Genomic DNA, 26,338 nt, shown 5'->3' on the forward strand with positions numbered 1-26,338 from the left:
CTTCATTTAAGGGTAAGGCATCAATTTTTGATGCCATAAGCTTCAATTTTTGAAGGCGGTTAATATTGAACGGCCATTCAATCACTAAGTATTTAGGCAAAAAAAACCCCACTGCGAAGTGGGATTATCAATAGTGTAATCAAGCCTTAGAAAGCTTACGGCTCGCAACAATAGTTGGCCTAATGCACAAGTCTTTGCCAGGGCATTCATCAATTCTACGCCAAGTAAGTGCGTAAAGTGCGCAGCGGGCACCTTCACGCCCCTTGCGGTTCTGACGCGACTTGATGATCAGGTCTCGCTCTTGGAGTTCACGCAGCGACTTGCCGAGCGTTCCTTCGGCCATGCCGCCCCAGTCCTTCATCATTGAATGCGTCGCAGCCAAGTCGCCGTTATTGCTACCCTTGTATTGAGAGATAAGCACCATCAACACTTTTAAAGCCGATGGCGTTAGCTCGCGAAATTCGCGATGCTCCATCAATAACGAGGGTAAGGCAAAAAAGCCGCCTTGCACCGTTTCGGCGTCGCGCTTTTTTTTGCCCATACCTCCTCCAGATCAAGCGGGCCTCACACTGAGGCCCGCTGATAAATCACTCCGCTTCGTTAAGGCAATAACGCTGTATTGTCTTGCAGCGAGCATTCTGGTTTGGGTTGGGCACTTTAATCGTGCCGATGGGGCAGCCTTTGGCTATCAAATCACGCACCACAGCGCGGGCATCTGCCAGGGGCAGCAAGTGTTGTAGCTCAAAGGCGCTTGCTGGGTGCTGGCGCAAAACCTCTAGCACCATGCCTTGCTGGGTGTTAGGATTGATCTTGCAAGACGGCTTCGAATGATCGGCGCGGCTCCCCTCAGGGCCGCGCTTTTTATTGAACGGCGCGGCCATGGTTACTCCTCCCCTTCTTCGGCAAAAATTACTTTTTCCTTTTCTTCTTCAACTTCAACTTCTAGCTGTGAAATTGTCGCCTCAAGGCAGTCTGCCGCATCCATAAAGTATTCAGCTCCACGCTTAGCAAGCTCGCGCCCAACGCAGGCTAGCCGCTCGGCATCCTGGGCTAAATCGAACCCATCCTTGTCCAGCATGTCCACGATAGCTTTAAACACAGACGCCAGCTTCAAAAGGTCTTCACCGGCAAGCGTCATCTGCTCTAGCTGTTGGGTATAGTCGCTAATGGTGCTCTCTAGCTGGCGGGCATAATCGTTAGTGGTTGTACGGGTCATGGCGGCGGCACCTTTGTAAACTGAGTCTTCAATCATCTGGGCATACTGAACTAGCGCGGCGGGGCTTATGTCTTCTTCGCGGCGCTCGGCTGTCTCGGCTTCTTCTCGCATCGTGCGGAGAATGCCGGTCAAGTAGAGTTCATTTAGCATCGGTGCCTCCTGCCTTACTGGCCTCTTGCTCCCCGATGATGTCAACTAGCGAACTTGCGCGATTAGCCAAGTGCTTTATAGCCGTGGTCATACAGCCACGATGAAAGCGGCCAAGGGCTGGCGCTTCGTCTTCGCTGCCTTCATGGCTGCCGCTTTGCTCCAGCATGTCGGCTAGGCCATATACAGCGCCCAAGATGTCCTCAAGGTCGTGTAGGTGCGTTTGGTTGGTGTTCACGCTTCACCCCCTACACTGCACTTGGCAGTATTCAGGGCGCGGGCTTCTAGTTGCTCGGCTTTCGCTATGTGGTGGTTGTAACGCTTTAGGCGGGTACTGGCGCTGCTATCGGCAAACAAGGCACTTTTGGCCATGGCGCGATGGGCAGCGGCGCGGCTGGATAGACTGCGGGTAATAAGATTAGATAGGCGGATTGATGCCGTCATTGGTGAGACTCCTTTGTATTTTGGAGCCGTCCCCGACTGTCGCCAAACAGTAATGGAGGCGGCTGTACGCAGGTTGGCGAACCGGTCACAAAGGTAAAACCGGCAGACCCGAAGGTCTCCCACGCACAGCAGCCATTGACGCATTGCAGGCATAAAAAAAGCGCCATGAATGCGGTGGGCGCTGTTGCGCCTTTGTGATTTTGGGTCGCCAAACCCTGCTGACGATTTTGCGCCAGCAAGTGAAGCATAGCGGGAAGCGCTGGGAATAGTCAACATCACGCGGCCCCCTTTTCTTGGCGGGCTGCTTCAATGCGCTGTTCAATCCATTGGTCAACTTCACTTTCCAACCATGCAACAGCGCGCCCGTTGGGCGTCAAAGGAATGGGTTTAGGAAAGCTGCCGCGTTCAATACCACGATAAATAGTGGACGTGCTTAGGGCTGTTTTTTCTTTTACTGCCTTTAGCTTGATAAGATTAGCCATTCCGTGATTCTCCGTGGGTGCTTAGGACACGGCCAATACTGGCGATAGCTACTTATTCAAAATAGGAACCAATGATTAAGATTGGTTGGTAACAAACTCTAGTGCTCTTTGACCACGCTGATTTTTAACAAGATACTTTCTAACGGCTTCAATAGAAACGCCATACTTCTCGGCAAGATCGGCACGGGCCTGAGTTTTACTTTTGCCTTGATGAATTACCAGCAAAGCAAACTCAATAGCTGCATCGTCACCGTTAGGTAGTTTTGACGGCGGCCCTTGGCGTGTTGGGGCTTGTATATAGTCCACTGCCCCCCTAATGACAGCGGCTATCCATTTTCCCTCAAACTTACTTAGCGTTTCGCCCGCTTCGATTTTATCCGCTATTTTTCGGGCGCTTTGACGCTGAGCTCGGGCAGCATCCTCGGCGTCATGATCTATTTCAAAATTCATGCCATGCCCCTAAGCGGCACCACGTTTTGACTGCCTTCGCGTAGCGTGTCCAGATAGTCGGCCCACGCCTGCAGCATTACGCGGCGCTGCTCTAGAAACGCCGTCCGGTTGTAGGCGCGCCCATTGGCGTCTCTTACTACGTGGGCCAACTGCTGCTCAATGTGGGCTGGCGGGAAGTTTAAGCGCTCCTCTAGCACCGTGCGGGCCATAGCCCTAAAGCCGTGGGCAGTCATTCGGCCTTTATAGCCCATGCCAGCCATAGCGGCAGTAATAGCGTTTTCACTCATTGGTCGGTCACGGCTTCTAGCACCTGGGAACACATAACGGCTTCGTCCGGTTAGGTCGTGTAGATCGGTCAGCACCTCGACTGCTTGCGAAGCCAGCGGCACGATTAGCGGCGGGCCGTTTTTGCTCGGGGTGAACTTCCAGGTTGCTTCTTCCAGGTTGATCGCGTCCCACTCAGCGCGGCGAAGCTCGCCAGGGCGAACGAACACAAACGCGGACAACTTGAGCGCGGCCAGCGTTACCGGCTCGCCAGAATAGGCGTAAATGGCGCGCATCAGCTTGGCGATTTCATCCGGTTCAGTAATGGCGGGATGGTGCTTTATCTGCGGCGATTTAAGGGCACCTTTCAGATCGGCGGCGGGGTCACGGTCGGCGCGCTCTGTCGCTATGGCATAACGAAAAATCATACTCGCCAGGGTGCGCACTCGCTTGGCCGTCTCTAGCTTGCCTTGCTTCTCGATCTTACGCAGGCAATCAAGCAATTCTGGGGCCGTGATCTCAGAAAGCACACGGCTACCCAACACCGGCAGCAAGTGAAGTTCTAGGCGGCGCTTGTCGTGCCGGTAGTGGTCGTGGACCACCTTATCTTTATGAACGGCTAGCCATTCGGTGGCCACCGCGTTCAGTGTGTTAGCTGCGGCCACCTTGCTAGCACGGCGCTCTGCTTTTCGCTCTGCGCTCGGGTCAATCCCTTGGGCAAGTTGGCGGCGGGCATCCTCTCGCCTTTCACGCGCCTGGGCCAAGGTGGTTTCTGGATAGATACCCAGCGCCAGCCGGTTCTCCTTACCGTTGAAGCGATACTTCAAGCGCCAGTAGGTGCCACCGCTCGGGGTGATCTCCAGATACATACCGCCACCATCAGATAACTTATAGGCTTTTTCTTTTGGCTTGGCATTGCGCACTGCAGTAGCGGTCAGCTTATTGGTGGCTCGGGTCATTGGGGGCACCTAAAAACGTAATTTTGGCGTATGCCCCCACTTATGCCCCCTAACATAGTGCAAAGTCAAGGTAGGTTATGGGAATTGCAGACAACAAAAAAGCGCCCTAAGGCGCTTCATTGCTGGGTTTCTGATGCTTTATGGGAACACCTGAAACTATATTGTGGCGGAGGGACAGGGATTCGAACCCTGGGTAGGTTATTCACCTACGCCGGTTTTCAAGACCGGTGCATTCAACCGCTCTGCCATCCCTCCGGCTTATGGGTGCGTATAATAACAGCTTTCCCTTGGAAGTCAACGCTTTTAGTACAAACGTAACCCGACACGGGTAATTTTTCCGCCTTCCATATCGCTGACTACCCAATGAATACCGTGCCAGTCTACGTCATCCCCGACTACCGGGTGCCCACCCACGCGTAGGGCAATAAACTCAGCCAGGGTCATGTTTTGCTCACCGGGGCTTAGCGTTAAGCCATAGGCCTGGGCGATATCCTGCATTTGTGCGCTGCCATCCAGGGTAAAGGTACCGAAGAAGGCACGCTCCTGCTTGAGCTTGGCATCGCCATTAAACAGCCGGTTAAGGGAGTACAGGTCTTCTGAGCGGCCGATAACGCAAATCACGTCCCCAAGTTTTAAGCGCGTGCTGCCCTTGGGGTGAAGCATGGTGTGGTTGCGAAACAGCGCCGAAATCAGCGCCCCGGATGGGAAGCGGAGAAGCCGGATAGGCACGTCTTCCAAATCCTGGTTCTCTACGCCGTAAACAAATAGCTCAAAATCGTTTTCTGGCAAAATGCCCAGCGGGCCGCGTCGGTTAGGCACGGTGCCTACCGGCACTTCTACCTTCAACCACTTGGCCATCAGCGTTAGCGAGCCGCCTTGAATCAGTAGCGACATCAATACCACGGCAAACGCGACGTTAAAGTAGAGCGAAGCGTTTTCAACCCCACCAATCACCGGGAAGATAGCCAGCACGATGGGCACCGCCCCTCTTAAACCGACCCAGGCAATAAAGAAGGTTTCCCGCCAGCGGAACTTAAAGAACGGCTTGATAGTGATCAGCACGGCCAAGGGGCGCGCAATAAAGATAAGCGCCAGCGCCACTAACCCAGCGGGCAGTGCCACATCCCACAGTTCACTCGGGGTCACCAGCAGGCCAAGCACTAGGAACAGGCCAATCTGGCTAAGCCATGCGAGGCCATCGTGAACAGGGAGGATAAAGTTGAGGTGGCGCCCCGGCTGATTACCAATCATCAAACCGGCCAAGTAGATGGCCAGGAAGCCGCTCCCACCCAGTACACTGGTTAGGCCAAATACACTGAAGCCAAGCGCTAATGCCAACATCGCATATAGACCGGGTGCCAAGTCTAGCCAGCGCAGCAGTTTAGCGCTCAGCCAACCGCCACCCAGGCCGACAATCAAACCAATGCCGAACTGGGCAATAAAAAACAGCAGCGTTTCGGTGGGGCCACCAATATCGCCAACTAACAGCTCTACCAGCATCAAGGTTAGGAAAATCGCCATCGGGTCGTTGGTACCCGATTCAATTTCAAGCGTGGCCCCTACCCGCTCGTTAAGATTGACCCCGCGACCACTGAGCATTGAGAACACCGCGGCGGCATCGGTAGACCCGACAATGGCACCGACCAAGAGGCCCTGCACGATGGTGAGATCAAAAATCCACATCGCGATCACGCCAACAATGGCGCTGGTGATAAAGACCCCAAAGGTCGCGAGAGAAAGTGCGGGCTTAAAACCTACCCGGAAGGTTTTGAGGCGAGTACGTAAGCCACCGTCTAACAAAATCATGGCGAGCGCGAGATGGCCGATTGCAAAAGCCATGGAGTAGTCATCAAACACAACACCCAGCACGCCTTCTTCACCTGCTAGCATGCCTAGCCCAAGGAAGATCAGCAGTAGTGGCACACCCATCATTGACGATAAGCGGCTGGCCAAGATACTGAGCGCCATCAGCGAGCCGCCTACCAAAAAGAACATATAAATTGCGTCCATGACTCTCCGTCTCTACATCAATACAGCGCTATTATTACATGTAACCGTTGAATTTACTGTGTCTTCTCCGCGCGCCCTTGTGGTTAAAGGGCTAGTCAGAAGCTTTCCTGGGCGGCTACACTTCGCCGTTACAACATTTGGAGTTACTGACTATGTTGCGCTGCCTGTCACGCTATTGGCACCCTGTTCTGTTGAGCCTCATCTTTACGTTATTATTTTTCAATTCAGCTAGTTACGCAAATGAAGAGAGTGAAGAAAGCAGTCAAGAAACCGCCCCCCTAACGTTGGATGCCGACGTTGAGGTGCCGGATGGCCTATGGCGACCCGTTGAAAGTGATACCGAAGCAGCGCCCACTATGGCACTTGCCCCGGCCCCGCCTCTTGAGCCACCGCCGGTTAAACACCTGACGCTGATGCTGGATTGGTACCTAAGCCCACAGCACGCTGCCTTGGTGATTGCGAAAGAACGAGGCCTGTATATTAACCAAGGGCTTGAGGTAGAGATTCAGTCACCGGCCGACCCTTCCATCGCCATCAAGCTGCTAACCGCAGGCGAGGTTGATCTAGCGTTAACGCGCCAGCCGCTGCTTCATCTACAAGCCCATAACGGCGCACCGATTATCCGGATTGCGACACTGATTGAAACGTCGCTTACGGCGGTCATTGTGACGGGGGAAGAACAAGCGGAAACTGAAAATACCTTGGCAGGGTTACATTACGGTTATACCACTGGCGAAGGCCGCGACCTGAGTATTCCTCGGTTACTACCCCGCTCAGTTCAGCAAACCGATGATTTCGCAGCACCGGTCAACCTACACTTCGACCCAATTCGAGCAATGCGAGAAGGCCAAATCGACGCGGTCTCGGATGGTTTTTATCACTACCTTCCTCAGCAGCTAGCAACGGAAGGGATTAACACCCACATCATTCGTTTCGATGAGCTGGATATTCCCCGTAGTGACGGCTTAGTAGTGCTGGCCAATAGCGATACCCTTGCCCGCCGCGCCGATACGTGGTCTCGCTTTGTGCTTGCCCTTGAGCAGGCGAGTCACTGGATCGTCGACAATCCTGATGCTGCCTGGGAGCTGCTCATTAGTACCCACCCGGTGCTCGATAATGACATTAATGCTGGAGCCTGGGAGGACATCCTGCGACGCATGGCGCTTAACCCAGCAGCACTAGATAGCCGACGGTATGCCGCCTTTGAAACTTTCTTGCAGCAAACGGGCATTACCAGCGAGGTATTGCTAGTATCGCGTTTAGCGGTAGATCCGCACACGTTATAATCACATACCGCTTATCATCACATACCGAAAGCTCTCTCACTACGTTGGCGACGCATGAGCGAAACAGCATTAATCTTTGTCGATGTCGAGACCACCGGCACCCGGGCAACCCGCGACCGAATTACCGAAATCGCCGCCCTGAAAGTTGTTAACGGTGAACTGGTCGATCGCTGGTCGAGCTTGATATACCCAGAATGCAAAGTGCCCGCGCAAATTACTCAGCTCACAGGGATTCGTGACGATATGCTGAGGGAGGCGCCACGGTTTACCCACATCGCCGAATCACTGCGTGAGTGGCTGGGCGACGGGCAACTGGTTGCTCACAATGCGCGCTTTGACTACAGCTTTTTGCGCAATGAGTTTAAGCGCGCGGGGCAGGATTTTCGCGCCTCGTTGATATGCACGCTGCGTTTATCGCGGCGTATAGCGCCTCAGGAGCAGCAGCACAATCTGAAAGCGCTACTTAACCGCTACGGCATTTCACCTATCCGCCACCACAGGGCTGGTGATGATGTGGATGCCCTGTGGGCACTCTGGCAAACGTGGCAAGTTGAGCACAGTGAAGAAGCATGGCAGAACCTTCTGGGTGATGAGCGCCGCCACCGAACACTGCCCGCCCATTTAGACAGCGCTCAGCTTGAAGGGCTGCCCACCTGCCCTGGTGTGTACCTGTTTTACGGTCACAATCGGCTGCCGTTGTATGTGGGTAAAAGCGTCAATCTACGCAGCCGCGTACTAGGCCACTTTCAGCGTGATCACCAGGACGATAAAGAGATGCGCCTAGCTCAGCAGGTGCAACATATCGAATGGGAAGAAACCGCTGGCGACTTAGGCGCCCAGTTGCGTGAGGCGCAACTGGTGAAAACGTTAATGCCGATTATGAACCGGCAGCTACGCAAGCAGCGCAAGCTGACCACCTGGCACTGGGAGGCAGAAGCCGACCACCCTGAACTGCTTAGCGGAAGCGCCATGAGCCTGCCAATCAGTGGCGCACTGTACGGTTTGTTCCGCAATGCACGAGAGGCTAAAAACACATTAAGAGCTGTTGCCGAAGAACAAAAGCTCTGCCCGCGAGTACTGGGGCTTGAAAAAGGTAAGGGCCGCTGTTTTGCCAATCAAGTGGGGAAGTGCCTCGGCGCTTGTAATGGCCAGGAGTCGATTGCACAGCACACTCAGCGAGCCAAGGCGGCGCTCATGCAGCTACAGGTTAATGTGTGGCCCTGGCCAGGCAGTATTGCCATTGAAGAGCAAACAGCGAATAGCACAGCGCCTGCTTGGCACGTGATTCGCCAATGGTGCTACCTGGGCAGCGCGGCAAGCCTTAAAAAGGCCAAAACCCTGGCCGATGCCTCCGCAAGCTTTGATGTAGATAGCTACCGTATATTGAACCGTTTTTTGCGCTCCCCGGAACAATATGGCCTAACGGTCATCCCGCTCGGTTAAGACTGCCCTATTGAGCGTCAATGAACGCCATGACGGCTTGCTGGAACGCTTCTGGCTGGTCAGCATGTAGCCAGTGGCCGGCGTTTTTGAGCGTCACCACGCGGGCACGGGGCAACACCTCACGCAGAGCGGGGACCATATCGTCAGCCACATAGTGGGAATCGCCGCCGCGCAGCACCAGCGCCGGGCCATCGTACGGCTGCTCGCCATCGGGCACGCCGATAATGTCGCTGTAACCACGCTTGATCTGATCTAATCCTACCCGAAGCGCCATCACGTTATCGTCATTGCGCACTAGATTGGTGGCTAGGAACAGGCGCGTAGGTCGGAAGTCCACATGCTCGGCCAGCAGATCATCGGCTTCACGACGGTTTTTGGGCTGCCCTTGGCGCACGTTGTCCAGCGCGGCAAACACATCATCGTGACCGTGCTCGTAAGCCACGGGAGCAATATCGGCCACAATCAGCGACGCCACCCGTTTAGGCGCCAAGCGCGCCAAGCTGATCGCGACTTTGCCACCCATGGAGTGCCCCAGCACGTGAGCGCGCTCGATCGATAGCTTATCGAGTAACGCGATAACGTCATCCGCCATGGTCGCGTAACGCATTCCCTCTGCATGGGGCGAGTGGCCATGGTTGCGCAGATCCAGCGCAATTACCCGGCGACTGCGTTGCCACACTTTTAAGTGTGAACGCCAATTATCAGCACTTCCCAGCAAGCCATGAATCACCACCAGCGGGGTGGTATCCGCGGTGGCTTCTTCGGCGGGCATATCGATAAAATGGAGATCAACGGTGGCAACGTCAGTCATGCTAGCTCCTAAGCCTTGCGGTCTCTGTGTGGTGTTTCGCGATTAAGCCGTGCGCGGTGCAGTATCCACCTGGCCTGTCCAAACCACCAAACGGCGGGTTAGCCAGGCTAGCAGCAAGCCATACAGCGGCAGGAAAAACAGCAGGCTGATGGCGAGCTTAATCGCGTAGTCGACGGCAGCTATTTCTACCCAATTGGCGGCCATAAACGGGTCTAGGCTGTTATAGAACGCCGCCGAGAAGAATGCAAAAGTATCGGCCAGATTACCCAGCACCGTCGAACAAACAGGCGCCACCCACCAGGCCCACTGGCGCAAGCGGTCAAACACCTGAACATCCAGTAATTGACCAATCACATATGCTAAGAAGCTGGCGAGCGCGATGCGGGCGACAAACAGGTTCCACTCCGAAAGCGCTTCAACCCCGGCAAAGCTGCCACGGGGAAACACCACCGACACCACATAGGAGACCAGCAGCGCAGGTAGCATAACGCGCAGAATAATCGATCGAGCCGGCCCTTTACCAAACAGGCGAACCGTTAGGTCGGTGGCTAGAAAGATAAACGGGAAGCTAAACGCGCCCCAGGTGGTATGAAAGCCAAACAGCGTAAACGGCAGCTGAACAAGATAGTTACTGGCGGCAATAATGCCAATATGAAAAGCCACCATTACCAGCAGGCAACGGCGATGCTGAGTCTCACTCAATGCAAACATGCGGGTCGACCTTTTTTTAACAGATAAGAGGGGTTAGGGAACCCTCGAGGTAGTAAGCACATCGCTAAATCAGTTTTGACTAGCGAACGCTATTCTGGGGAGCGCATTATACGGCTTCTGCAGGGTATTAAAAGTCAGGCTATTAAAAGTCAGGTTATTAAAATTCAGAGCATTAAAAAGCCGAAAGATGAAAGCCGCCCTCACTATCGGGCGACTTGGGCTTATGAATCGTTAATCCAGCGGTGTGGCTTTGTCTGCAGCGCCTACCGAGCGTTCGCGCATGGCGGCATGAACATCCGCTAGGCTAGTGGGGTCATCAATAGTGGAAGGAATACCAAACTCTTTACCATCGGCAATCGTGCGCAACAGCTTGCGTAAAATCTTGCCCGAGCGGGTTTTGGGCAAGCGGTCGACCACTAACACCTGCTTGAAGCAGGCAATCGGACCAATATGCTCGCGAACCCGCGCAATCAGTTCAGCCTCCAGCGTCGCTTCATCGCCATCAAAACCATCTTTAGGAATCACCAGGCCGATCGGCAGCTGCCCTTTCAGGTCATCATGAATCCCAATGACCGCGCACTCGGCAACGGCAGGATGCGCGCCGACTACTTCTTCCATTTCACCGGTCGAGAGTCTATGCCCTGCCACGTTAATGACATCATCGGTGCGGCCCATAATGAATAGATAGCCCTGCTCATCAAAATAACCGCCGTCGCCGGTTAAATAGTAGCCGGGGAACGCTGCCATATAAGCGCTATGAAAACGCTTTTCATCACGCCAAACGCCAGTAAGACAACCCGGCGGCATGGGCTGCTTGATGACCACACTGCCCTGCTCCATGGGTTTAGCCTGCTCACCATCACGGTTGAGCACCTGAACATTGAAGCCTGGAACGGGGAACGTCGCCGATCCCGCTTTGGTCGGCATCGATTCGATACCTGGCAAGTTAGCCGCGATGGGCCAGCCGGTTTCGGTCTGCCACCAGTGGTCGATCACCGGCACGTCAAGAAGATCATCCAACCAATGAAATGTAGGTGGATCTAGCCGCTCACCGGCCACATACAGATGTTTGAGGCTGCTGATGTCGTAGTTCTGCAGCAGCTTGGCGTCAGGATCTTCTTTTTTAATGGCCCGGAAGGCCGTCGGCGCGGTGAAGAAACTCTTTACCCGATACTCCTCTATCAAGCGCCAGAAGCTGCCCGCATCGGGTGTTTTGACCGGTTTACCTTCGTATACCACCGTGGTGCAGCCCAGCAACAAGGGGGCGTAAACAATATAAGAGTGCCCGACTACCCAACCCACATCAGAAGCGGTGAAGAACACTTCACCTGGTTCCATGGCGTAGATCGCTTGCATCGAGTAAGCCAATGCCACCGCATAACCACCCGTGTCGCGCATAACGCCTTTGGGCTTACCCGTGGTACCAGAGGTGTAGAGAATATACAGCGGGTCGGTGCCCTTCACGGGCATGCAGTCGGCAAACGGCGCCTTAGCGACCAGCGCCTTCCAATCGTGATCATTCGCCCCCAACGCTGCATGGTGCGCTTCACGCTGATAAACCACACAGGCATCCGGTTTATGGGCGCTTAACGCAATGGCTTGATCCACCATCGGCTTATACGGCAGCACTTTGCCTAGCTCGATACCACAAGACGCAGCCACCACCACTTTGGGCTCGGCGTCTTCGATGCGTGCGGCCAGTTCGTGAGGCGCAAAACCACCAAACACCACCGAATGGATGGCCCCTAGCCGGGCACAGGCGTACATAGCCACCAGCGCTTCGGGGATCATTGGCATGTAAATCACCACGCGATCACCCTTCTCCACCCCTAACTGCGTCAACGCCCCAGCAAAGAAAGCCACTTTGTCGCGCATATCCCGATAGCTAATGGTGAGTTTGGCCTGGGCGGCGGGGGAGTCCCAGAAAATAGCCGCCTGGTCACCGCGGCCATTTTCAACGTGGTAATCAAGTGCAGCGTAGCAAAGGTTCATTTCACCATCGCTGAACCATCGAGCATGCTGCTGCTCATCGTAATGTAGGATAGTTTGAGGTGGCGTATACCAAGGAATTCGTTTGGCTTGCTCGGCCCAAAACGTTTCTGGATGCTCTATCGACTGCTGGTAGGTATGCTGGTAGCGGCTCATGGTGTCTCTGTCTTTATTGTAATGACGATACGAGATAATTGTTGACACTGTATAAAGTAAATCTACGCCTCACCCTCATACTATGGGCTAAAAAGCGACTAAAGTAGCAGCCTGGCCAATAGCATTGTCGACAAGAAAGTGGCTATCTGCCTACCATTGATTAATCGTTAAACAGCGACTTGGACAAAACTCGCTAAATTAATGATCATTGAACAACTTGATCCTCGCGACGCGACGATGCCACTACAACGTATAACAATGCTCATAAAAACGCTGAAGTAACAGTGTAGGCAAGGAGATCATTATGTCTGCTTCTACAAGCGCCGCTACACGACTGCTTGAACATAACTGTCGCGCTATTGAGGCAGGGACTAACCTGCTAAAAGCGCTGGCCAACGAAAAACGCCTGCAAATACTCTGCCTACTTGCCGAAAAAGAACTGTCAGTGACGCAGATTAATCAACAACTTGCATTAAGCCAGTCGGCACTTTCACAACACTTAGCCATTTTGAGACGTGATGAACTCGTCGATACCCGGCGGGAGTCACAAACGATCTATTACTCGCTGAGCAGTGAGAGCGCCAAGGCAGTGATTGCTACCCTGGCACACCACTATGCTGCATAAAGCTCTTTATAGTTTTCAACATCGCTAATAGTCATACAACAACCATAGCTGTTAACCCTAGTTATTAACCATCGCCCAGAACGATGCTCAGCGCCGCTGCCAACCAGCGGCGTCGATCAAGCCAAGCGCTTTGAGGACTGCTTTTTCAACGCCTTCCGACACTGCCAAACCAAGTTTACGAGTCACTGTTTTAGGGGGCTCAAGCTTGACCGCAAAGACACGCGCCTCGGCCATACGCTCGACCAGATAAGCTTCGCTGGTACCCACACTGTCAACAAGCAGCTGGGTCAAGGCCTCGCTGCCGTACCAAATCTCACCTGTCGCAATCGTTTCAATGTCCATGGCGGGACGCCGCTCAGCCACATAGCTTTTGAATAAGTGGTGAGTATTCTCTAAATCTTCGAGGAACTTTGCTTTTCCCTCTTCGGTATTTTCACCCAACACAGTCAAGGTACGTTTGTATTTACCGGCGGTCAGGAGCTCCACGTCAATTTCGTGGCGTTTTAGCAAGCGATGAATATTAGGCACTTGCGCCACCACGCCAATAGAGCCGATCACAGCGAAGGGGGCTGCCTTAATATGCTGGGCGGTACAGGCCATCAGGTAGCCACCGCTCGCTGCCACCTTATCAATACATACGGTTGTAGTGAGCCCTGCCGTACGCAAGCGGTCTAACTGTGCGGCTGCCAACCCATAAGCGTGTACCAGGCCACCGGCGGATTCGAGGCGAATCACCACCTCGTCATTTTCGACGGCGACATCAATAATAGCGGATACTTCCTGACCAAAGCGCTCGGTTTGCGATGCCTTCAGGTCACCGTGGAAATCGAGCACCCAAACCCGTGGCTCATGGGTAGAATCTTGGTTAGCTTTTTGCGCTTTATGGCGTTTTTTATCTTCGTTGCGAAACGCCTTTAGCAGCTTTTTGCGGGCACCTGGTAACGTGGCCGTCAACCGTAGACGACGACCGCGCCGGCGGCGTTGCTCATTCAGTGGCTCAATGTGAAGTTTTAAGTCGCTCTCTTTGTCTTGTTTCGTTCGCGCCATCAAAAGCAAACCAATGCCTATCAGCAACATAACGATGGTGGTTTGCACGACAAACGTACCTATTTCCGTTATCCATTCATTCATCGACGTTCTCCATTGGTAAGCTTGAGTCTTTTAGGGTGGGCGCTCTGCCCCGATAAGATGTTGCGGGGTTTGTCCACGACGCTTGATTGAAACGCGTGTATGAAATAATCTCGCTCGCCATCACGATTGTTTCTTTGGGCTATTATCGCTAGCCTGAGTCTGATTTACCTAATTGAGAGAAATGTTATGTCTAACAACACCCTTGAGAAGTTGAAAGCGCGCTTTAATCCTGAAGCGGCAAAGGGCATGAACGAAGTGTTCCAGTTCCACTTCTCAGACGCGGGTAGCTACTACTTAAATATCCAAGATGGCACGCTGGATGTGCAAGAGGGCGAACACGATGATCCTTCCGTTAGCTTAAGCCTAACGACTGACACGCTAAAAGGCATCATGAGTGGCGATATCAATGGCATGACGGCATTTATGACCGGCAAGCTAAAAGCAACCGGCAATGTCATGCTGGCCACCAAGCTGACCAGCCTATTCCCTAGCGAGTAATGACATATCGGCACGCGGCGCCGTTTAGCGCCAGCGTGCCAAATGAGTTTCGATTAGTTCGCGTGAAATTGAGTAAGGTGGCGGTAGTGATGGCAGCTGGCGAGGTGAAAACCATGCAGCATCGCTGATCTCTACGCCGTCAATGCGAATACGCCGGGTTGTCGCTTCGGCGAAGTAGCCAAACATCAGCGAGTGGGGAAACGGCCAAGCCTGGCTCTGGTGGTAACGCAGTTGGTCAATATGCACGCCCACTTCCTCAAACACCTCCCGGTGAACGGCCTCTTCGGCGGACTCGCCCGGCTCAATAAAGCCGGCCAAGGTTGAATAACGGCCTGGCGGAAAACGCGGGCTACGCGCTAGCAGCATCGCCTCGCCGCTAGTCACCAGCGTAATAATGCAGGGCGAAATACGTGGATAATTGCGGTGCCCGCAGGCATCGCAATGCATTGCAAATTCCGCGGTAAGCTTGGTAGCGGGCGCGCCACAGCGGCCACAGAAACGGTGATTTTCCAACCAGGCACCCACCTGCAACGCCGTTGAAAGCAGGCTGAACCAGGCGGTAGAAAGCTCGCTCATCCACTGCCGACCATCGATCCAGCCACTTTCCGCCCGGGACTCAACCAACAGTGCGACCGGCTCATCATCCCAATAACACAGCGGCTGCATCTGTTCTGTCCAGGGCTGAAAGGGTTGTAGCGGAGTCAGCTCCTCGCTACCACTTAGCGGTGCAGGCGCCAGCATACTGCGCGACAAACGAATAACCCGCCCGGCCTGTTCATGATGGGGAATTTCTCGCCTAAGCATCGCTTGCCATACCTTCAAACCAATTCAACTGATGCGCTTCACACTTGGCTTTATGGGCCACCTGCTCCTCGTCGGTTGGGCGCACGACGCGCAACTGACCTGGAGTAAGCGTCATACGTTGAATCGACAGACCTTCACTGGAGGTATCCGCCTGCTCCTGCTCTGCTACAGAGGCTGCGTCTAACGTCAGTGCGGTTTGCCCGCCGGTCATCGCCAAATAAACTTCAGCAAGAATTTCAGAGTCTAGTAGCGCGCCGTGCAGTACGCGGTGACCGTTATCAATATCATAACGTTTGCACAATGCATCCAGGCTATTGCGCTGGCCGGGGTGCATGGCCCGAGCCATCGTTAGGGTATCTAATACCGCGCAGTGATCGCGCACCGGCCCCAATGCAGGAGCTTTACGCTGCTGATTAAGCATACCCAGTTCGTGGTCGATAAAGCCCACATCGAAGGGGGCGTTATGAATCACCAGCTCGGCGCCTTCAATAAAGGCCCAAAATTCGTCGGCTATTTTCGCGAACACCGGCTCATTGGCGACTCTAGCGTCATCAATGCCGTGAACGGCAACGACTTCTGCGTCGATGTGGCGTTCAGGGTTGATGTATTGATGGTAGGTGCGGCCCGTAAAACGGCGATTGACCATTTCAATCGCGCCAATTTCTACTAAGCGATGACCATCTTTAGGGTCGATACCGGTGGTTTCAGTATCTAGGATGACCTGGCGCATCATGCTCTCCTCTTGTGATGCTCATCAATGGCTTCATTGGCTAACGCGTCAGCGCGCTCATTGCCGGGATGGCCGCTGTGCCCTTTCACCCAGTGCCATTCTATGGTGTGTCGCTGGGTCTCTTCGTGCAGGGTTTTCCACAACTCAGCATTTTTGACGGGTTGCTTGGCGGCGGTTTTCCAGCCGCGCTTTAACCAGTTATGAATCCACTGGGTTATGCCCTGACGCACATATTGTGAATCGGTCCATAGCGCGACTTCACAGGGCGTGTTTAGCGTTCGCAGGGCCATGATCGCAGCCATCAACTCCATACGGTTATTAGTGGTATCTGATTCATAGCCTTTCAAGGTTTTCTCATGCTGGCCGCTCGCCAGCACCACACCCCATCCGCCGGGGCCTGGGTTGCCCCGACAAGCCCCATCGGTATACACCGTTACCCGAGGCAGTTGCCCGGCAGCCTCTTTAGTCAATTTCTTGATCCTTTGATTGATGCGTCTGAGCTTGTATTGGGAGCTCTTGATAGGATTGATAGTGAGCCGATGAACCTGAGCGGGTAACGCCTAATGAAGCGGGAGACGTAGGCGCTTTTAAACCAAACTTCAGGCGTTGCACTGGCGCTTGGCGTTGACGCCTGCGGGCTTGAATCATATAGCTCTCGCCTAGCGGTAGGTTATGCCTACGCCCCAGCGACTCCCAATATTCACCGCATTTAGCACTCATCCGCCCACGAAAACAGCAATAGTCTACGCGTTCCACCTCGAAGTCGACAAACGCCAACCAGTCGCGCAGGCGACTAACAGAACGCCAAGTGCCATCCCAGGGAAACTGCTGCTGGCGTTTTCGCCATTGGCGGGCAAGCCCACCCACACCGATCGGATTAAAGCCAAACAATACCAATATCCCATTGTCAGCGGTGACCCGCGCGGCTTCCTGAAGGGTGAAATGGGCGTCGGTTAAATACTCCAGCCAGTGATGAATAACCATTACATCTAAGCAGCGATCTGGCAGCGCTAACTGATCCGGCGGGCATATCAAGGTGCTCTCATTCTCGGCCATTGGTCTTGTGGGTGACCATCGAATGGAATGAGGAATCGCCGACATGGTCATTAAAGCTGGCCCCATGCTCAATTCCAAACTGTGGCCGCCCACGCGCGATTCCACCACGGGCCCTAAGCAGGCACGCTGTGTTTCCCATAGCGAGCGCCCGGCCTCAGACTGCCAATACGGTTGGCAACTTATTAAGCGCTTGGCGAGTGTCGTGGCCGTGGTCGAATTTGACATGAACAGCGCTTCCCTCCACAGTAACGGCTTTTCAACGCCTTGGTTACACCGATTTAGCGCTACTATTTAAGAAGCGCGATGTTTTGCGTGTTTACGCATGTTGGTCACTGAATTCTGTATTTTCGCAATTTAAAGGATCTCGCCGATGATGAGCGTGACACCGATCCCAGCTCTAAGCGACAACTATATTTGGCTATTAAGACAAGATACCAGCCAAAGCGTTTGCGTGGTGGATCCAGGTGAAGCGGCCCCTGTGATCGAGTTTCTTGAGCGTGAGTCGTTAACCTTAAAATCCATCCTTATTACGCATCACCACCATGATCATACCGGTGGTTTAGCGGAATTAATTAAACGCTACTCCCCTCACGTTATCGGCCCGGCCAACCCCAACATTGAAGGGATTGACGAGACCGTTGGCGACGGCGATGAAGTCCGCATTATGGGCCGTTTATTCGACGTAATAGCGACACCGGGCCATACGCTGGACCATATCAGCTACTTCACAGCGGGCATCCCTGCCCTTCTTTTTTGCGGCGACACTCTTTTTTGCGCCGGTTGTGGCCGTTTATTTGAAGGCACCCCAGAGCAAATGTTTGCCGCGTTGAACAAATTTGCGGAACTACCTGAAGATACACTGGTCTTTGCAGCCCATGAGTATACACAAGCGAACCTTACGTTTGCTCGTGCTGCGGACCCTGAAAACGAAGACGTTAAACACGCCTTGCAGGAGTGTGAAAAGGCGCGGGCATTGGATCGCCCCACCTTACCCAGCACGATAGGACGCGAGCTGAAAATTAATCCCTACCTGCGCGTGGGCACAGATAGCGTGCGCCAAGCAGCAGGCACCCAGGGTGTTAATGATACTGATCTCGCTACGTTTACCACTCTGCGCGAGTGGAAGAACCGTTTTTAAGAACGCTATCGAAACCAAACGAATGCAACTATGACCTATCGAACGATTCGCCAGCGCTTGATGCTGAGCGCTGGCAGTACCGTAATTATGGGCCTAATGTTAGCCGCTGCGGCAAGCTCACAAGCCTCTGCCCCAGCCTATGAAACCACTGAAAATGCGACGACAGCCTTACCTAACGGTGTTACCACCACGTCGCCAACCGATACAAAGCCCTATCCTACGCCTTTCCAAACCCATTTTTGGGAGGCATTAGAGCTTGAACCCCAGAATGCCTGGACGACCCTGCGTAAAAGCTTCCAGTGGCAAGAGAAAACATTGCCAGTAGAAGCTCAAGCTCGGGTGGATGAATGGATTGAGCACTACCGTTCAAGCCCTGAAAACATTGTCACGATCACCGAACGCGCCACCCCCTGGCTTGCCTGGATTACTCAGCAAGTCAGTGAGCGCGGCCTACCTGGTGAAATCGCGTTAATTCCGTTTGTCGAAAGCTCTTTCGACCCAGGTGCACGAAGCCACCGCGGGGCGGCAGGTCTTTGGCAATTTATGCCCCGCACCGGCGACGCATTGGGGTTAGTACGTAATGGTAATTACGATGGCCGTCTGGATGTTCTGACCTCTACCGAGGCCGCGCTGGACTACCTGGAAATGCAGGCCGACCAGTGGTACGAGGGTGACCTCATGCTTTCTCTGGCCGCTTATAACGCAGGCGCTGGCACCGTCAACCGCGCGCAGCGTCAGGTACAGGGCCAAGGGCTAAGTGGCGACTATTGGGATCTATCCCTGCCCTACGAAACCATGCAGTACGTTCCCAAGTTGAAGGCGATCGCTACGATCATTAACAATCCTGAAAAATACGGTGTGAGCTTACCTGAGATTCACATCGACCCCGCCTTCGCAAAAGTTCAGTTGGCCCACGCAGTGAGTCTGTCTGAAGCCTCGCAAATGCTGGATGTCAGCAAAATGGCACTGGCTGAGCTGAATCCGGGTTTACTGAATGGCAGCATCGATCCACGCAGCGCACAGACGTTGCTTGTACCCGAAGAAGTGGATAAACAAGTGCTGGCTCAACTGTCACAGGGCAATAGTCAGACACGGGGCAATAGCCAAGCGCTTGCGCAAAATAACAGCGCAGATACGCATCGCGTTGAAAGGGGCGATAGCCTCTCAGCGATAGCGGCCCGCTATAATATTGATCAACAAGACCTGATACGCTGGAATTCGATTGACCGCCCCAGCACTTTACAACCGGGGCAGTTACTGACACTTTCAGGGCGTTGAATCCGGGTTTACTAGTTGGCTTTGTTCACATGGGATGTTACCAATGCCGCGTGGTCTGTTTTTTGCGAAAGCGTTTCTACTTATCAGTGGCTTGCTAATAAATGTATCGGTACTGGCGTCAGAAGCAACGACCACTATCGACTCTTCCCAACGCCCTGCCGGTAACAACGTGGTGGGCGATTTAAATACGGATGCCAACAACGTGGTGCCGGTTGAAACAGTTCACGGGTTATCACTTTACGATAGCCCCGAGCTACCGGCAGACTTCCCCTACTTCCCCCATGTGAACCCACAAGCCCCCAAAGGCGGCACCATTACCCATACCGCCGTGGGGGGCAGCTTCGATTCAACGAATCCGTTTATTATTCGCGGCACACCGGCCACTGGCGTTTCGCAAATTTATGACACCTTGATGGCCAGCAACCCCAATGAGCCCTTTAGCCTTTATGGTTTATTGGCTGAAGGCGTGCGCCTGGACCCTGACCGGGAATGGATTGAGTTTGACCTTCGCCCTGAAGCACGCTTTCAGGACGGCGAACCCGTCACCGCCTACGATGTGGTGTTTTCACTTAACCTGCTCCGGGAAGAAGGCAATCCGTTTTATGCCAGCTATTACGCGGGCGTGAACGAGGCAATCGCCCTCAACGAACATCAGGTGCGCTTTACCTTCAGCGACACCGATTCCCGAGAACTGCCGCTAATCATTGCTCAACTGCCGATCCTCCCCCGCCACTACTGGGAGCCCCGCGAGTTCACATCGCCTACCCTGGCGGCTCACCCTGGCTCTGGCCCCTACCTCATCAGTGAAGTTGACCCAGGCAGGCGAATTGTTTATCAGCGCGATGAGGATTACTGGGGTAAAAACTTGCCGGTTAACATTGGCCGCTACAACATTGACCGCATCGTTTACGACTACTATCGCGACCGCGATATCGCCTGGGAAGCCTTCAAAGCGGGCCTGACAGATTTTCGTACGGATGCCCGCGCGGCCACCTGGGCGATTGGCTACGACTTTCCTGCCTATGAAGAGGGCTTGGTGAAGCGGCTGACGGTACCTGACGTCAACCCATCCATGATGCAGGCCTTTGTGTTCAACCTGCGCAAAGAGAAGTTTCAAGACCCACGGGTACGCGAAGCGTTAAGCCTTACCTTCGATTTTCCTTGGCTCAACACCAATATTTTCTACGATACCTACCGGCGTACCGAAAGCTTTTTCCAGAACTCGGAGATGGAGGCCATCGGACTACCTTCGGAAGAAGAGCTGGCACTGCTTGAACCGTTTAGGGAAGAGTTAATTGCTTCCCATGGGTCTGACCGCCTGTTCACCGAACCGCTGCCCATTGACCAACCCCTCAATCTGCGCGAGCGTCTACGCAAGGCACTGGCGCTTTTGCGCGACGCGGGCTATCGCGTTGAAGAGGGAGTGCTGGTCAACCAAGCCACCGGCCAGCCACTCAGCCTTGAAGTGCTGCTCTACGATTCGGGTCTTGAGCGTGTGGTTCAACCCATGCTGCGTAACATGGCCCGCCTAGGGGTGCAGACCTCGCTGCGCATCGTTGATATCAATCAATATTTAAACCGGCAGCGCAGTTACGACTATGACATAGTGATTAGCCATTTCCCCCAGTCGAACAACCCAGGTAATGAGCAGCGCGACTTCTGGACCAGCGCCGCCGCCGAGGCGCCGCAAAGCCGCAATCGGATGGCGCTCGCCCACCCAGCGGTCGATGCCCTGGTGGAAGCGATCATTAGCGCCGATGGTCGTAAGGAACTGGACACCGCCACACGGGCGTTGGATCGGGTACTGCGCTGGGGATTTTATGTCATTCCTCACTACCACTCAGGCGAAACCCGCATTGCGATCTGGGACAAGTTCGGCTATCCCGAGCCCTTTCCGAAGTATGCGATGGATCTGGATGCATGGTGGGTAGATACCGAGCGTGAAGCAGAACTGCAGCGCCAGCGCCGCTGAGACTGGCTTTATTACAGCGACTTATTCGCAACGGCTTATCCTCAACGGTTTCATCGTTATAAACCTCGGAGTGCTCTGTGGCCCGCTACACCCTACGCCGACTGCTGCTAATGATTCCGACCCTTTTTGGGATCATGCTACTCAATTTTATTATTGTTCAGGCGGCGCCGGGCGGGCCGATTGATCAGATGCTGGCACGTTTTGAGGGTGCAGACGCCATGGCCAGCACCCGCTTGGATATGGGCGGTGCCGATGTGCAGGTAAGTGACGATTCTCGTGGCGCCCGGGGTATCGACCCACGCTTTATCGAACAGCTAGAACAGCAGTTTGGTTTTGATAAACCCGCCCACGAGCGCTTTATTGGCATGATGGCGGATTACCTCACGCTCGATTTCGGCACCAGTTTTTTCCGCGACCGCCCGGTAACAGAGCTGATGATTGAGCGGTTGCCGGTGTCCATTTCGCTAGGGCTATGGACCACGCTGCTGGTCTATCTGATCTCGATCCCTTTAGGTATCAAAAAAGCGCTTCGCCACGGTTCCCGTTTCGATGTCTGGTCGTCGGGGTTAGTGATTGTCGGCTACGCCATTCCGGGCTTTTTGTTTGCGATACTGCTGATCGTGCTCTTTGCTGGCGGCACCTACTGGGACCTGTTTCCCCTGCGTGGTCTAACCTCGCCCAACTTCGACCAGCTTTCGGCCTGGGGCAAAGTCAAGGACTATTTCTGGCATATCACGCTGCCGGTAATTGCAGCTTCGATTGGCAGCTTTGCTACCCTGACCATGCTGACCAAAAACAGCTTTCTAGATGAAATTCACAAGCAGTATGTCATTACCGCTCGCGCCAAGGGCGCCGATGAGCGGCGGGTGCTTTATGGCCATGTTTTCCGTAATGCCATGCTGATTATCATTGCTGGCCTGCCCGCTGCCATGATCGGGATTTTCTTTACCGGTGCACTATTGATAGAAGTGATCTTCTCCCTGGATGGGCTCGGCCTGCTCGGCTTTGAGGCGGTGATGCAGCGGGATTACCCGGTTATTTTCGGCACGCTGTTTTTATATACCGTGATCGGTCTGATCCTTAAGCTGATTTCCGATTTGACCTACGTGTGGGTAGACCCGCGTATCGACTTTTCGACCCGGGAGTCATGATCATGGCCTCTCTTTCTTCTTATTTTTCGCCCATTACCCGCCGACGGCTGGCGGCCTTTAAAGCTAACCGCCGTGCCCGCGTATCGCTTTGGCTGTTTACGGCACTGTTTGTGTTTAGTCTGTTTGCCGAGCTGATCGCCAACGACAAGCCCATCGTCATGCAATACGACGGCCAGTGGTACGTGCCGCTGCTGGTGGATTACCCCGAAACCGAGTTCGACGGGTTTCTTCCCACGCGTACCGATTATCTGGATCCGTTTATTCAGCAACAGATTAAAGAGCACGGCTGGGCGCTGTGGCCAGCCATCCCGTATTCCTACCAAACCCTGGACATGAACATGACCCGCCCTTCCCCGGCACCGCCGGATAGCCGCCACTGGCTGGGCACCGATGATCAAGGCCGCGATGTATTAGCGCGTGTCATTTATGGCTTTCGCCTCTCGGTTGCTTTTGCACTGGTGCTCACTGCGGGCTCGCTGGTAATCGGCGTTGTGGTTGGTGGGGTGCAGGGCTACTTTGGCGGCAAGATTGATTTGATCGGCCAGCGGGTGACTGAAATATGGTCGGGCCTTCCGGTGCTGTTCCTGCTCATCATTTTAGCCAGCTTTGTTCAGCCGGGGTTCTGGTGGTTGCTGGGGATCATGCTGCTCTTCTCATGGCTTGGCCTGGTCGATATCGTGCGCGCCGAGTTTCTGCGTGCGCGTAACCTGGAGTACGTGCGTGCCGCCAAGGCGATTGGATTGCCCTCGCGCCTGATCATGTGGCGCCACGTGCTGCCCAATGCCATGGTCGCGACCCTGACCTTTATTCCGTTTCTGTTTACCGGTGCTATCGGCACCTTGACCGCGCTGGATTTCCTCGGTTTCGGCCTGCCCCCCGGCGCGCCCTCGCTGGGCGAGCTGGCAGCGCAGGGCAAGAACAACTTACATGCCCCTTGGCTGGGCATCACGGCGTTCATGACCCTGGCAATCATGCTTTCGCTACTGGTGTTCATTGGCGAAGGCTTGCGCGACGCCTTCGACCCACGTCACGTACAACAGCGCCAGGCTGGCCCTACCCAGGAGACACAGAATGCCTAACCCGCTCCTGCGCATCGAAAATCTCAACATTGCCTTCGATAATACGCCCTTGGTGCATGCGCTATCGCTCACCCTCAATGCGGGTGAAACCCTGGCGATTGTCGGGGAGTCCGGGTCGGGAAAATCAGTCTCTGCGCTCGGGATGATCAACCTCTTGCCCAGCAATGCCACCGTCAAGGGCGAGCGTTGGCTGGGTGATACCGATCTGTCGACATTGACCCAGGACCAGTGGAACGACGTGCGCGGTAATCGTGTCGGTTTCATTTTTCAGGAGCCGATGACGTCACTTAATCCGCTCCATCGGGTTGGCAAGCAGATTGGCGAAGCATTGCGGCTGCATCAGGGCTTGCGTGGCCAGACGGCCCGCCAACGCTGCAAAGCGCTACTCCAACAAGTGAAACTGCCGCGCCCGGAAGAACTGCTGGATGCTTGGCCTCATCAGCTTTCGGGCGGACAGCGCCAGCGGGTGATGATTGCTATGGCGATTGCCAACAATCCCTCTCTGCTGATTGCCGATGAGCCCACCACCGCCCTGGACGTGACGGTGCAGCAGGAGATACTTGCCCTGCTGCGTGAACTGCGCGACCACCACGCCATGGGCATGCTGTTTATCAGTCATGACTTGAACCTGGTACGCCGTCACGCGGATCGCATCTGCGTCATGCATCAGGGGCGGATACAGGAAATCGGGCCGGTTGAGCAGGTCTTTCAACACCCGCAAAGTGATTACACCAAAGCGCTGCTCGCCGCCGAGCCGGAAGGCAGACCCCAGGCCATTAAGCAAGCGCCACCGCTGTTAACGGCTCGTCAGTTGAGCGTAAGCTTCAAGCGCCCCAAGACCGGCTTGTTCAAGCGCCAGCCGCCTGCGTTTGTGGCAGTTCAGCCCACCGATTTTCAGATCACGCCGGGCGAGACCCTGGGCGTTGTAGGGGAGTCAGGGTCGGGCAAAACCACGCTGGCGTCGGCAGTCATGCGGCTGGTCACTAGCCAAGGCGATGTTACCCTTGGCAACGACAAACTAAGCTCCCTGTCCGGTGATGATTTGCGACGCCAGCGCCACCGTTTTCAGATGGTGTTTCAGGACCCCTATGGCGCCCTTTCGCCGCGCATGCCGGTCTTCGATATTGTCAGTGAGGGGCTACGCTTTCATTACCCACACCTGACTGACAAAGAAGTCACCCAGCGGGTTAACCAAACCCTTCAAGAAGTGGGTTTGCCCGAGAGCTGTGCTGCGCGCTACCCCCATGAGTTTTCCGGTGGTCAACGCCAGCGCATTGCCGTGGCCCGAGCGATCATTCTGGAGCCAGAACTGCTGGTGCTTGATGAACCCACTTCTGCATTAGACCGCACGGTACAGAAGCAACTTGTTACTCTGCTGCGCGACCTTCAGGCCCGCAGGCAGTTATGTTATCTGTTCATTAGTCACGATCTTGCTGTTATTCGCGCCATGGCCCATCGCATTATAGTGCTCAAAGATGGCGAAGTGGTCGAACAAGGCCCCTGCCTGGACGTGCTTTCTGCGCCCAAACACGCCTATACCCAAGCGCTGATTGCCGCTGCTCACCTAGCCCCTTAAAGTTAAGCCCCTTAAAATTCAGCTTCTTAGTACTTATCACCTTAGTAGTTAGCAACGGCTAACCGCTATTGGCAGGAGGTCGTTCTAACTTGCGACCTCTCTTTCTGATTGGCACGAAAACCTGGGAATTACTGGAGTCGAACTTACAAGATAACGGTATAAATATTCAATTAAAATAAAGCCGCCCACCCTTTCAGGCGGCGGCTAAAGAATACTTACGAAGTATTCAGAACAGCGCAATTTCGTCGTCAGTCAACTCACGCCACTCGCCGGGCGCAAGGTTGGCATCCAAGGCTAAATCACCGATGGAGCTGCGGTGGAGAGAGTTCACATGATTCCCTAAGGCGGCAAACATACGCTTTACCTGGTGGTAGCGCCCTTCGGTAATCGTCAGCTCCGCCTGGGTGGGCGATAGCAGCCTTAGCGTGGCGGGCTGGGTCGGGGTTTCTTCGCCATCCAGCATCAGGCCATCCGCCACCTGGCCAATCGCCCACTCAGCCGCTGCACCCTCCATGGGCTCAGCAAGCTCTGCGATATAGACCTTGGCGCAGCGGTGGCGCGGCGAGGTCACACGGTGCGACCACTGGCCGTCATCGGTTAACAACAGCAGTCCTGTGGTATCCACATCCAAGCGCCCCACCGGCTGTAAGCGTTCGGCTTTGGGCAGATCAATCAGGTCGATTGCGCGCTGGTAAAGGCCACGGCGGGCATTACACTCAACGTCAACGGGTTTGTGCAGCATAATGTAGCGCACCCCTACCAGCGCCAGCCGCTCGCCATTAAGGACAACCACATCGTTATCGGTATCGATTTGAGTAGCCGACTGTTTGATCGGCTCACCATTGAGGGTGACTTCGCCGTTCTTAAGTGCTCGCTTGGCGAGGCTACGGGTTAACGGTGAGGTTTCACTTAAAAAGCGATCAAGGCGCATC

At 54.4% G+C, this 26,338-nt stretch carries 28 protein-coding genes and 1 tRNA gene; 10 read left to right on the forward strand and 19 right to left on the reverse strand.

The window, feature by feature from the left end; translation table 11 throughout:
• Positions 1-139: 139 nt before the first annotated feature.
• From CXF87_RS13630 to CXF87_RS13675, 10 genes are all read right to left on the reverse strand, one after another.
• Positions 140-541, reverse strand: coding sequence for a MarR family transcriptional regulator (locus CXF87_RS13630; RefSeq protein ID WP_101146972.1), 402 nt, complete (start codon positions 539-541; stop codon positions 140-142).
• 46 nt (positions 542-587) lie between these two features.
• The gene (locus CXF87_RS13635; protein ID WP_101146973.1) at positions 588-881 is read right to left on the reverse strand and encodes a helix-turn-helix domain-containing protein; all 294 of its coding nucleotides are present in this window, start codon (positions 879-881) and stop codon (positions 588-590) included.
• Positions 882-883: 2 nt separating this feature from the next.
• A complete protein-coding gene (locus CXF87_RS13640) occupies positions 884-1,366 on the reverse strand; it encodes a hypothetical protein (protein WP_101146974.1) in 483 nt (160 codons plus the stop codon).
• Positions 1,356-1,601: a hypothetical protein gene (locus CXF87_RS13645; protein WP_101146975.1), complete on the reverse strand. Its 246-nt coding sequence runs from the start codon at positions 1,599-1,601 to the stop codon at positions 1,356-1,358. Before CXF87_RS13645 ends, CXF87_RS13640 begins: the two co-directional genes overlap by 11 nt.
• Positions 1,598-1,807, reverse strand: coding sequence for a hypothetical protein (locus CXF87_RS13650; RefSeq protein WP_101146976.1), 210 nt, complete (start codon positions 1,805-1,807; stop codon positions 1,598-1,600). The genes CXF87_RS13645 and CXF87_RS13650 overlap by 4 nt, the downstream gene beginning before the upstream one ends.
• A gap of 275 nt (positions 1,808-2,082) precedes the next feature.
• Positions 2,083-2,289 (reverse strand): helix-turn-helix transcriptional regulator, encoded by a 207-nt coding sequence (locus tag CXF87_RS13655; RefSeq protein ID WP_101146977.1) that lies wholly within the window; start codon positions 2,287-2,289, stop codon positions 2,083-2,085.
• 75 nt (positions 2,290-2,364) lie between these two features.
• Complete coding sequence (locus CXF87_RS13660) at positions 2,365-2,739, reverse strand: hypothetical protein (protein WP_101146978.1); 375 nt, start codon at positions 2,737-2,739, stop codon at positions 2,365-2,367.
• Positions 2,736-3,962 carry a tyrosine-type recombinase/integrase gene (locus CXF87_RS13665; protein ID WP_101146979.1) on the reverse strand — a complete coding sequence of 409 codons (1,227 nt, stop codon included), beginning with the start codon at positions 3,960-3,962 and terminating at the stop codon, positions 2,736-2,738. The genes CXF87_RS13660 and CXF87_RS13665 overlap by 4 nt, the downstream gene beginning before the upstream one ends.
• A 164-nt stretch (positions 3,963-4,126) precedes the next feature.
• Positions 4,127-4,217 (reverse strand) — tRNA-Ser (locus CXF87_RS13670).
• Positions 4,218-4,265: 48 nt separating this feature from the next.
• The gene (locus tag CXF87_RS13675; RefSeq protein WP_008958703.1) at positions 4,266-5,972 is read right to left on the reverse strand and encodes a potassium/proton antiporter; all 1,707 of its coding nucleotides are present in this window, start codon (positions 5,970-5,972) and stop codon (positions 4,266-4,268) included.
• Positions 5,973-6,124: 152 nt separating this feature from the next.
• Between CXF87_RS13675 and CXF87_RS13680 the strand changes: the two genes are divergently transcribed.
• Both CXF87_RS13680 and CXF87_RS13685 read left to right on the forward strand, forming a co-directional pair.
• Positions 6,125-7,258 carry an ABC transporter substrate-binding protein gene (locus CXF87_RS13680; RefSeq protein ID WP_101146980.1) on the forward strand — a complete coding sequence of 378 codons (1,134 nt, stop codon included), beginning with the start codon at positions 6,125-6,127 and terminating at the stop codon, positions 7,256-7,258.
• 54 nt (positions 7,259-7,312) lie between these two features.
• Positions 7,313-8,701, forward strand: a complete 1,389-nt coding sequence (locus tag CXF87_RS13685; protein WP_101146981.1) for a 3'-5' exonuclease family protein — start codon at positions 7,313-7,315, stop codon at positions 8,699-8,701.
• 7 nt (positions 8,702-8,708) lie between these two features.
• Here the strand turns inward: CXF87_RS13685 and CXF87_RS13690 are convergent, their stop codons facing one another.
• From CXF87_RS13690 to CXF87_RS13700, 3 genes are all read right to left on the reverse strand, one after another.
• Complete coding sequence (locus tag CXF87_RS13690) at positions 8,709-9,512, reverse strand: alpha/beta fold hydrolase (RefSeq protein WP_101146982.1); 804 nt, start codon at positions 9,510-9,512, stop codon at positions 8,709-8,711.
• A 42-nt stretch (positions 9,513-9,554) separates the two neighbouring features.
• Positions 9,555-10,223, reverse strand: a complete 669-nt coding sequence (locus tag CXF87_RS13695; protein ID WP_101146983.1) for a 7-cyano-7-deazaguanine/7-aminomethyl-7-deazaguanine transporter — start codon at positions 10,221-10,223, stop codon at positions 9,555-9,557.
• 231 nt (positions 10,224-10,454) lie between these two features.
• Positions 10,455-12,368 (reverse strand): propionyl-CoA synthetase, encoded by a 1,914-nt coding sequence (locus CXF87_RS13700; RefSeq protein ID WP_101146984.1) that lies wholly within the window; start codon positions 12,366-12,368, stop codon positions 10,455-10,457.
• Between the two features lie 304 nt (positions 12,369-12,672).
• On the opposite strand from CXF87_RS13700, the gene CXF87_RS13705 reads away from it, so the two are divergent.
• Positions 12,673-12,993: an ArsR/SmtB family transcription factor gene (locus CXF87_RS13705; protein WP_008956925.1), complete on the forward strand. Its 321-nt coding sequence runs from the start codon at positions 12,673-12,675 to the stop codon at positions 12,991-12,993.
• 87 nt (positions 12,994-13,080) lie between these two features.
• Here the strand turns inward: CXF87_RS13705 and sohB are convergent, their stop codons facing one another.
• Positions 13,081-14,124 carry a protease SohB gene (sohB, locus tag CXF87_RS13710; protein WP_101146985.1) on the reverse strand — a complete coding sequence of 348 codons (1,044 nt, stop codon included), beginning with the start codon at positions 14,122-14,124 and terminating at the stop codon, positions 13,081-13,083.
• A 186-nt stretch (positions 14,125-14,310) separates the two neighbouring features.
• Between sohB and CXF87_RS13715 the strand changes: the two genes are divergently transcribed.
• The gene (locus tag CXF87_RS13715; protein WP_035555706.1) at positions 14,311-14,622 is read left to right on the forward strand and encodes an SCP2 sterol-binding domain-containing protein; all 312 of its coding nucleotides are present in this window, start codon (positions 14,311-14,313) and stop codon (positions 14,620-14,622) included.
• Positions 14,623-14,646: 24 nt separating this feature from the next.
• Here the strand turns inward: CXF87_RS13715 and nudC are convergent, their stop codons facing one another.
• The 4 genes from nudC to CXF87_RS13735 are packed head-to-tail and all read right to left on the reverse strand — an operon-like array spanning position 14,647 to position 17,437.
• Positions 14,647-15,426: an NAD(+) diphosphatase gene (gene nudC / locus CXF87_RS13720; protein WP_008956922.1), complete on the reverse strand. Its 780-nt coding sequence runs from the start codon at positions 15,424-15,426 to the stop codon at positions 14,647-14,649.
• Positions 15,419-16,156 (reverse strand): DNA polymerase III subunit epsilon, encoded by a 738-nt coding sequence (gene dnaQ, locus CXF87_RS13725; protein WP_101146986.1) that lies wholly within the window; start codon positions 16,154-16,156, stop codon positions 15,419-15,421. The genes nudC and dnaQ overlap by 8 nt, the downstream gene beginning before the upstream one ends.
• Entirely contained in the window at positions 16,156-16,626 is a 471-nt protein-coding gene (gene rnhA / locus CXF87_RS13730) for a ribonuclease HI (RefSeq protein ID WP_008956920.1), read from the reverse strand. Before rnhA ends, dnaQ begins: the two co-directional genes overlap by 1 nt.
• Positions 16,619-17,437: a class I SAM-dependent methyltransferase gene (locus CXF87_RS13735; RefSeq protein ID WP_101146987.1), complete on the reverse strand. Its 819-nt coding sequence runs from the start codon at positions 17,435-17,437 to the stop codon at positions 16,619-16,621. Before CXF87_RS13735 ends, rnhA begins: the two co-directional genes overlap by 8 nt.
• A 145-nt stretch (positions 17,438-17,582) precedes the next feature.
• Here CXF87_RS13735 and gloB point away from each other — a divergent pair, with 145 nt between their 5' ends.
• The 6 genes from gloB to CXF87_RS13765 all read left to right on the forward strand — a co-directional run bounded on the left by gloB (position 17,583) and on the right by CXF87_RS13765 (position 25,406).
• The gene (gene gloB, locus CXF87_RS13740; RefSeq protein WP_008956917.1) at positions 17,583-18,350 is read left to right on the forward strand and encodes a hydroxyacylglutathione hydrolase; all 768 of its coding nucleotides are present in this window, start codon (positions 17,583-17,585) and stop codon (positions 18,348-18,350) included.
• 30 nt (positions 18,351-18,380) lie between these two features.
• The gene (locus tag CXF87_RS13745; RefSeq protein WP_101146988.1) at positions 18,381-19,628 is read left to right on the forward strand and encodes a transglycosylase SLT domain-containing protein; all 1,248 of its coding nucleotides are present in this window, start codon (positions 18,381-18,383) and stop codon (positions 19,626-19,628) included.
• Positions 19,629-19,671: 43 nt separating this feature from the next.
• Positions 19,672-21,600, forward strand: coding sequence for an extracellular solute-binding protein (locus tag CXF87_RS13750; protein ID WP_101146989.1), 1,929 nt, complete (start codon positions 19,672-19,674; stop codon positions 21,598-21,600).
• Positions 21,601-21,677: 77 nt separating this feature from the next.
• Entirely contained in the window at positions 21,678-22,751 is a 1,074-nt protein-coding gene (locus CXF87_RS13755) for a microcin C ABC transporter permease YejB (RefSeq protein ID WP_101146990.1), read from the forward strand.
• A 2-nt stretch (positions 22,752-22,753) separates the two neighbouring features.
• Positions 22,754-23,830, forward strand: a complete 1,077-nt coding sequence (locus CXF87_RS13760; protein WP_101146991.1) for an ABC transporter permease — start codon at positions 22,754-22,756, stop codon at positions 23,828-23,830.
• On the forward strand, positions 23,823-25,406 hold the full coding sequence (locus tag CXF87_RS13765; RefSeq protein ID WP_101146992.1) for an ABC transporter ATP-binding protein: 1,584 nt from the start codon (positions 23,823-23,825) through the stop codon (positions 25,404-25,406). The genes CXF87_RS13760 and CXF87_RS13765 overlap by 8 nt, the downstream gene beginning before the upstream one ends.
• A gap of 226 nt (positions 25,407-25,632) precedes the next feature.
• Here CXF87_RS13765 and CXF87_RS13770 read toward each other — a convergent pair whose 3' ends face one another.
• Positions 25,633-26,337 (reverse strand): pseudouridine synthase, encoded by a 705-nt coding sequence (locus CXF87_RS13770; protein ID WP_101147051.1) that lies wholly within the window; start codon positions 26,335-26,337, stop codon positions 25,633-25,635.
• Position 26,338 lies beyond the last annotated feature (1 nt).

It is taken from the genome of Halomonas sp. MES3-P3E (assembly GCF_002836035.1).
Classification (GTDB): Bacteria; Pseudomonadota; Gammaproteobacteria; order Pseudomonadales; family Halomonadaceae; genus Vreelandella; species Vreelandella arctica.

Bases quoted from the DNA above. Each gene is read 5' to 3' on its own strand.
- CXF87_RS13630 (WP_101146972.1), bottom strand. From the start codon at position 541: ATGGGCAAAAAAAAGCGCGACGCCGAAACGGTGCAAGGCGGCTTTTTT.
- CXF87_RS13635 (WP_101146973.1), bottom strand. From the start codon at position 881: ATGGCCGCGCCGTTCAATAAAAAGCGCGGCCCTGAGGGGAGCCGCGCC.
- CXF87_RS13640 (WP_101146974.1), bottom strand. From the start codon at position 1,366: ATGCTAAATGAACTCTACTTGACCGGCATTCTCCGCACGATGCGAGAA.
- CXF87_RS13650 (WP_101146976.1), bottom strand. From the start codon at position 1,807: ATGACGGCATCAATCCGCCTATCTAATCTTATTACCCGCAGTCTATCC.
- CXF87_RS13655 (WP_101146977.1), bottom strand. From the start codon at position 2,289: ATGGCTAATCTTATCAAGCTAAAGGCAGTAAAAGAAAAAACAGCCCTA.
- CXF87_RS13660 (WP_101146978.1), bottom strand. From the start codon at position 2,739: ATGAATTTTGAAATAGATCATGACGCCGAGGATGCTGCCCGAGCTCAG.
- CXF87_RS13665 (WP_101146979.1), bottom strand. From the start codon at position 3,962: ATGACCCGAGCCACCAATAAGCTGACCGCTACTGCAGTGCGCAATGCC.
- CXF87_RS13675 (WP_008958703.1), bottom strand. From the start codon at position 5,972: ATGGACGCAATTTATATGTTCTTTTTGGTAGGCGGCTCGCTGATGGCG.
- CXF87_RS13680 (WP_101146980.1), top strand. From the start codon at position 6,125: ATGTTGCGCTGCCTGTCACGCTATTGGCACCCTGTTCTGTTGAGCCTC.
- CXF87_RS13685 (WP_101146981.1), top strand. From the start codon at position 7,313: ATGAGCGAAACAGCATTAATCTTTGTCGATGTCGAGACCACCGGCACC.
- CXF87_RS13690 (WP_101146982.1), bottom strand. From the start codon at position 9,512: ATGACTGACGTTGCCACCGTTGATCTCCATTTTATCGATATGCCCGCC.
- CXF87_RS13695 (WP_101146983.1), bottom strand. From the start codon at position 10,223: ATGTTTGCATTGAGTGAGACTCAGCATCGCCGTTGCCTGCTGGTAATG.
- CXF87_RS13700 (WP_101146984.1), bottom strand. From the start codon at position 12,368: ATGAGCCGCTACCAGCATACCTACCAGCAGTCGATAGAGCATCCAGAA.
- CXF87_RS13705 (WP_008956925.1), top strand. From the start codon at position 12,673: ATGTCTGCTTCTACAAGCGCCGCTACACGACTGCTTGAACATAACTGT.
- sohB (WP_101146985.1), bottom strand. From the start codon at position 14,124: ATGAATGAATGGATAACGGAAATAGGTACGTTTGTCGTGCAAACCACC.
- CXF87_RS13715 (WP_035555706.1), top strand. From the start codon at position 14,311: ATGTCTAACAACACCCTTGAGAAGTTGAAAGCGCGCTTTAATCCTGAA.
- nudC (WP_008956922.1), bottom strand. From the start codon at position 15,426: ATGCTTAGGCGAGAAATTCCCCATCATGAACAGGCCGGGCGGGTTATT.
- dnaQ (WP_101146986.1), bottom strand. From the start codon at position 16,156: ATGCGCCAGGTCATCCTAGATACTGAAACCACCGGTATCGACCCTAAA.
- CXF87_RS13735 (WP_101146987.1), bottom strand. From the start codon at position 17,437: ATGTCAAATTCGACCACGGCCACGACACTCGCCAAGCGCTTAATAAGT.
- gloB (WP_008956917.1), top strand. From the start codon at position 17,583: ATGATGAGCGTGACACCGATCCCAGCTCTAAGCGACAACTATATTTGG.
- CXF87_RS13745 (WP_101146988.1), top strand. From the start codon at position 18,381: ATGACCTATCGAACGATTCGCCAGCGCTTGATGCTGAGCGCTGGCAGT.
- CXF87_RS13750 (WP_101146989.1), top strand. From the start codon at position 19,672: ATGCCGCGTGGTCTGTTTTTTGCGAAAGCGTTTCTACTTATCAGTGGC.
- CXF87_RS13760 (WP_101146991.1), top strand. From the start codon at position 22,754: ATGGCCTCTCTTTCTTCTTATTTTTCGCCCATTACCCGCCGACGGCTG.
- CXF87_RS13765 (WP_101146992.1), top strand. From the start codon at position 23,823: ATGCCTAACCCGCTCCTGCGCATCGAAAATCTCAACATTGCCTTCGAT.
- CXF87_RS13770 (WP_101147051.1), bottom strand. From the start codon at position 26,337: ATGCGCCTTGATCGCTTTTTAAGTGAAACCTCACCGTTAACCCGTAGC.